Annotated in this window: 5 protein-coding genes and 2 pseudogenes; 2 read left to right on the forward strand and 5 right to left on the reverse strand. The window is 59.0% G+C overall.

All coding sequences use genetic code 11. The features are described 5' to 3' along the window. The 3 genes from FSO04_RS42650 to FSO04_RS42660 form a co-directional block, all read right to left on the reverse strand. A partial coding sequence (locus FSO04_RS42650) for an acetyl-CoA C-acyltransferase (RefSeq protein WP_154567372.1) occupies nucleotides 1-1224 on the reverse strand: 1224 nt, incomplete at its 3' end. Nucleotides 1225-1253: 29 nt separating this feature from the next. After that, the gene (locus FSO04_RS42655; RefSeq protein ID WP_154567368.1) at nucleotides 1254-2018 is read right to left on the reverse strand and encodes an SDR family NAD(P)-dependent oxidoreductase; all 765 of its coding nucleotides are present in this window, start codon (nucleotides 2016-2018) and stop codon (nucleotides 1254-1256) included. An 88-nt stretch (nucleotides 2019-2106) separates the two neighbouring features. Continuing rightward, nucleotides 2107-2832, reverse strand: a complete 726-nt coding sequence (locus FSO04_RS42660; protein ID WP_154567369.1) for a nitroreductase — start codon at nucleotides 2830-2832, stop codon at nucleotides 2107-2109. A gap of 300 nt (nucleotides 2833-3132) precedes the next feature. Between FSO04_RS42660 and FSO04_RS42665 the strand changes: the two genes are divergently transcribed. Beyond that, nucleotides 3133-4788 carry an AMP-binding protein gene (locus FSO04_RS42665; RefSeq protein ID WP_154567370.1) on the forward strand — a complete coding sequence of 552 codons (1656 nt, stop codon included), beginning with the start codon at nucleotides 3133-3135 and terminating at the stop codon, nucleotides 4786-4788. A 17-nt stretch (nucleotides 4789-4805) separates the two neighbouring features. Here FSO04_RS42665 and FSO04_RS48435 read toward each other — a convergent pair whose 3' ends face one another. Together FSO04_RS48435 and FSO04_RS48440 are read right to left on the reverse strand one after the other, a co-directional pair. After that, nucleotides 4806-5054 carry a helix-turn-helix domain-containing protein gene (locus FSO04_RS48435; protein WP_267905090.1) on the reverse strand — a complete coding sequence of 83 codons (249 nt, stop codon included), beginning with the start codon at nucleotides 5052-5054 and terminating at the stop codon, nucleotides 4806-4808. A gap of 93 nt (nucleotides 5055-5147) precedes the next feature. Beyond that, nucleotides 5148-5306 (reverse strand): annotated as a pseudogene (locus FSO04_RS48440) (cyclic nucleotide-binding domain-containing protein); the annotation flags it as partial. Between the two features lie 57 nt (nucleotides 5307-5363). On the opposite strand from FSO04_RS48440, the pseudogene FSO04_RS48070 reads away from it, so the two are divergent. After that, nucleotides 5364-5444, forward strand: a pseudogene (locus FSO04_RS48070) (IS5/IS1182 family transposase); the annotation flags it as partial.

The following is a 5444-nucleotide window of genomic DNA, read 5'->3' on the forward strand; positions in this document are numbered from 1 at the left end:
CCGAGCCCCCGGTTCGGCTCCCCCCCTGCCTTTCCTTAAAATTTCCCCGTTGCCCGGGGGGTTGGCCTCCCCCCCGCCGATGCAGAGGCTTGCAATTCCGCGCTTTCCGCCCGTCGATCTGAGGGCCGCAAGCAAGGTGACCAGAATGCGTGCTCCGGACGCGCCGATAGGGTGACCGATGGCACAGGCGCCGCCGTGTATGTTGACCTTGTCGTGATCGAGCGTCATGTCCTGCATGGCAGCCATCACGGCGACCGCGAATGCCTCGTTGATTTCCCACAAATCTACGCTGGACGTCCCCCATCCAATCCTGGACAGTAGTTTCTTAATCGCGCCCGCGGGAGCGGTGGTAAACAGTCTCGGCTCCTGAGCGTGGGTGGCGTGCCCGGCGATAGCGGCCAGAGGCTTGATCCCAAGTCTCTCGGCACTTGAGAGGCGCATCAGCACCAGCGCGGCGGCACCATCGGAAATCGAACTGGAGTTAGCCGCAGTTACTGTGCCATCGGTCTTGAAAGCGGGTTTCAGGCTGGTGATCCTGTCCAGTTTGGTTTTGCCCGGCTGCTCATCGTGCTGTACCAGAACTTCACCTTTTTTGCCGGAGGTCATCACTGGGATGACCTCCCACGCGAACGCACCGGACCGAATAGCGGCTTGGGCTCGTGTGGTTGACTTTATTGCGTAGGCATCCTGATCCTCCCGGGAGAATCCGTAAGACTCGGCGCACTCTTCAGCGAAGGTGCCCATTTGACGGCCACGGTCGAAATAAGCATCTTCCAGACCGTCGAAGGACATATGGTCGAGAATCTGTCCGTGACCAAGGCGGAAGCCCCCTCGTGCCTTCGGGATGAAGTAAGGAGCGTTTGTCATGGACTCCATGCCTCCCGCAACAATGACCTCGTTGCTGCTCGCCATCAGGAGATCATGGGCTAGCATGGCGGCTTTCATGCCGGAACCGCACACTTTGTTAACAGTGGAGCAGACCACCGAGAGGGGTAGCCCGGCGCCGATGGCCGCCTGGCGCGCAGGGGCCTGGCCGAGTCCCGCAGGCAGCACACAACCCAGGATGAGTTCCTGCACCTGCTCGGCGCTAATGCCGGCTCGCTGGATAGCGGCCTGTACGGCAACGGCACCGAGCTGCGGCGCCGTGCGATCGGAGAGACTCCCCTGGAAGCTGCCAATAGGGGTGCGGGCGGCTGAGACGATAACGACGGGATCTTTGGACATGATTCGTTCACTGAAAAGATGGATGCGGTTTATTTGGCGGCCATACGAATGGCGCCGTCGAGGCGGACGACCTCGCCGTTCAGGTATTCATTCAAGAGGATGTGCTCCACCAGAGCGGCGTATTCGGCTGGCTTGCCCATCCGGGCTGGGAACGGCACCGTTTTACCCAGCGCCACCTGTACTTCAGCGGGCATGCCAAGCAGCATCGGCGTTTCCATGATGCCTGGAGCCACTGTCATAACCCGGATGCCGCAGCGCGAGAGTTCCCGCGCGAGTGGCAAGGTCATCGCCACAACGCCGCCTTTGGAAGCGGCGTAGGCTGCCTGCCCCACCTGTCCTTCAAACGCGGCCACGGAGGCTGTGCAGATGATGACGCCACGTTCGCCGGAGGGCACTGGCGGACAGGCGCTCATCATCTCCGCCGCATTGCGGGTCATGTTGAAAGTACCAACCAGGTTGATATTGATCGTCCGGGCGAACGCTTCCAGCTTGTGGGTTCCTTCACGGCCGATGACCTTTTCGGCGGGAGCAACGCCTGCGCAATTGATGAGTCCCCTGAGGTGTCCCATTTCCATGGCCGCCGCAAAAGCTGCCCGGGCGCTGTGTTCGCTGGCGACGTCGGTGGCAACGAATCGGGCATTCGGCCCTAGCTGTGCGGCGATGGCCTCACCAGATTCGGGGTTAAGGTCCGCCAGGACCACCTTGCCGCCCCGCTCGACGATCATCTTCGCCGTGGCCGCCCCCAACCCGGAACCGGCACCGGTCACTACAAATACGTTGTCTCTTATCTGCATGTCTGTTTTCCTTTCATGTGACGCTGCGCTGATGCATTCGTTACGTGGGTCGCTGACTGGTGTCTGGATTCGCTCCCGATGCACGCTGCTAATCCGAATAAAACGTTGTAAACGAGCCGACCTCCGCTCTTTCCGTGACGAGGGTGTTCTCGATGCGCGAGGCATCCGCAAATCCGAGACTCATGCCGACAACAAACCTCTCACCTGTCTCCAATCGAAGTTGATCGGCAATGACCTTGTGGTACTTCATAAATGCTGCTTGAGGGCATGTGCTCAAGCCATGAGCACGGGCAGCGATCATGATGTTCTGCAGGAACATGCCGTAGTCGAGCAGGCTACCCTGCTGCATGACGCGGTCGATTGTGAAAAACAGGCCGACGGGCGCGTCAAAGAATTGATAGTTGCGGCTGTGCTGGGCCAGCATCCGTTCCTTGTCGCCCTTTTCGATTCCAAGCAACCCATATAGCTTCCAACCCACAGTCCGTTTTCTTTCAAGGTATGGAGATATCCACTCGCGCGGGTAATAGTCCCACTCGTCCGTGCATGTCTCGTCTAGTGCCGAGTCGTCATTAACCCGTTGGATCGCGGCACAGATACGGTCTTTGGCGTGCCCCGTGACGACGTGTACGCGCCAGGGCTGAATGTTGACTCCCGTGGCAGCGAAGCGCGCTACGTCCAATATCGATTCCACCGTCTCCCGAGGAACCGACGTGGGCAGAAACGCCCTGACGCTGCGACGCGACAGGATCGCCCATTCGATGGCCTTGCGCAGCGCATCGGCGTCCATCGCCGGTGGTGTCTCACTTCTCTTCATCTGTCACTCCATCTGTCTTCAACGTCAGCAAACTCAAGCAACTTCCCTTCACGGCAGCATTGCCTTGCGAGCAAGATTAGCCAGGGGGAACAGGGCGTGTTGTCTCGAACATGACAATTGGCATCCAGCAACCCGTCGTCCCCTACGAACCCAAGGAGTGTCCTGTTCGAGACAGTTCCATTCCGGCGCAACGGTTAGATTTGATGCGACATCGCAAGGTTTGAGCGATCCGATTCAGAGGTTGCACCTACGCACCACCAATGCCCGGAACACTTTCACATTCATGTGAGGAGACACGACATGGCCACTAAAATCTACGAGCGCGGCCTCGATCGAAACGAAGCCAACTACGTGCCGCTGACACCGCTGCATTCATTGGATCGATGCGCCGATCTGTTTCCGGAGCGTATCGCCATCGTGCATGGCGAGATGCGTCAGACCTGGGCGGCGACGCGCAGCCGCTGCCGCCGGCTCGCCAGTGCGCTCGTCCGGCGAGGTGTCAAGCGCGGCGACACCGTATCGATCATTGCGCCTAATACGCCCGCGTTGGTGGAGGCGCATTTCGGGGTGCCGCTCAGCGGAGCTGTTCTCAACACGATCAACTGCAGGCTGGATGCCGACGGCATTCGGTTCATCCTGCTTCACGGGGAATGCAAGGTCCTTTTTGTGGATCGCGAGTTTGCCGCCCTTGCTGCGAACGCACTCGAGCATGTTCCAGACAGGCCACTCGTGATTGACATTGCGGATCTCGAAGCGCCGCCGGGGGCATCGATAGGTGAGCTCGACTATGAGCAGTTGCTCGGAGAGGGAAATCCGGACTTCGAAGGCGTATGGCCCGCGGATGAAAGGGACGCTATCGCATTGAACTATACGTCTGGCACGACCTCCGACCCGAAAGGGGTCGTGGTCAGTCACCGTGGGGTTCACCTGATGAGCATGCTCCAGTTGATTGACTGGGGCATGCCGCGCGGGCCGGTGTATCTCTGGACCCTCCCAATGTTCCACGCCAACGGATGGTGCTTCGCCTGGGCAGTCACAGCAGCGGGTGGCACCCATGTCTGTCTGCGCAAAGTCAATGCCGCAGGAATATTTCGAGCCATCCGCGAGTACGGCGCCGATCATTTTTGTGCAGCGCCAATCGTCCTGGCCGCACTGGCAGACGCGCCCGCCAGCGAGCGTAGCCCGTTACCTCGCGTCGTTCGCGTCCGCACGGCGGGGTCGCCACCTCCGGCAACCGTATTGAAATCGGTAAGCGAGTTGGGATTCGAGGTTGAGCACGTATACGGCATCACCGAATCCTCCGGCACACCGGTCAGTTGCTTCATCCAGGCAGACTGGCACGCATCGACAAACGAGGAGCAGGCGCGCCTGAAGGCGCGGCAAGGTCAGCGGGCCGCCGGACTCGAAGCCATGCAAGTCGCAAATCCCGCCACGCTTGAGCCCGTTCCCGCGGACGGGAAGAGCGAGGGAGAGATATTGCTGCGCGGCAATGTCATGATGAAGGGCTATCTGAAGAACGAGGAAGCGACCCGAAACGCCTTCGAGGGTGGCTGGTTCCACACCGGAGATATTGCCGTGGTGCACCCGGACGGATACATTCAGATCACGGATCGATCCAAAGACGTCATCATTTCGGGTGGCGAAAATATTTCATCGATCGAGGTCGAGGATGTATTGCACCAACACCCAGCAGTACTCATCGCGGCGGTGGTCGCGCAGCCCGATGTCAGGTGGGGGGAAGTGCCTTGCGCATTTGTCGAGTTGAGACAGGGTGTCAATTCACCTTCTGAACGAGAGCTGATTACGTTCTGTCGGGAACGGCTCGCACACTACAAGTGTCCTGTGAGGATCGTATACGGCGCGTTGCCAAAGACAGGCACAGGAAAAATTCAGAAATTTCGGCTTCGCGCGCAGGCTGGCAGCCGGGAAGCCATTACGAAGCTGTCTGGCGCGTAGTCACGAATGCGGCCCAATCAATCTTCGGAATGCGCAAAATCTCGAAGCCCTGTTAGGTCAAGAATTCGGACTGACCCATATTCGATCGTTAAAAGCCTCGCATCAGCGAGCTCGTGAAGCGCCCGGTTGGTGTTCTGCCTGGAAAGGCCGGACAAACGTCCAATTTCTTCTTGCGAAAGACCCAGCATCAGATCAGCGACGCCAAAGAGTTGCGGATTGAACATTTCAGCGAGACAGAAAGCGACTCTTGCAGACGCTTTCTGCAAACGGAGGTTTGCAACCAGACCGACGTAGTAGCCGCACCGGGCGTTGAGTTGATTGATGACAAATCGACTGAACGAGTGGCTATTGTCAAGCAGCCACTCAAATGTGCTGCACGGTATAAACCCGACTTCGCTGTCACGCAGCGCTACCACCGAGTATGGGCGAGGCTCATCCTTTAGTAGGGCTCCCTCCCCGAACCAGGAACCCGCCGGCACGCCGGCGAAGGTTGTAGCCCGCCCACCTTTAGAGACCGTATCGACTTTGACTAGAGCGTGTTAGGCACCTTGTGTGAGACCTGGTATCCTGGCGGGATGAAAAGAGCAGACCGCAAAGGGTATCCGACCGATGTGTCGGACGAAGAATGGAGCTTCGCGGCACCCTATCTGACGCTG

The sequence above is a fragment of the Paraburkholderia madseniana genome (assembly GCF_009690905.1).
GTDB classification, from domain to species: Bacteria; Pseudomonadota; Gammaproteobacteria; order Burkholderiales; family Burkholderiaceae; genus Paraburkholderia; species Paraburkholderia madseniana.

What these genes read in the sequence shown, in the direction of transcription:
- FSO04_RS42655 (WP_154567368.1), bottom strand. Translation starts at nt 2,018, where the DNA reads ATGCAGATAAGAGACAACGTATTTGTAGTGACCGGTGCCGGTTCCGGG.
- FSO04_RS42665 (WP_154567370.1), top strand. Translation starts at nt 3,133, where the DNA reads ATGGCCACTAAAATCTACGAGCGCGGCCTCGATCGAAACGAAGCCAAC.
- FSO04_RS42660 (WP_154567369.1), bottom strand. Translation starts at nt 2,832, where the DNA reads ATGAAGAGAAGTGAGACACCACCGGCGATGGACGCCGATGCGCTGCGC.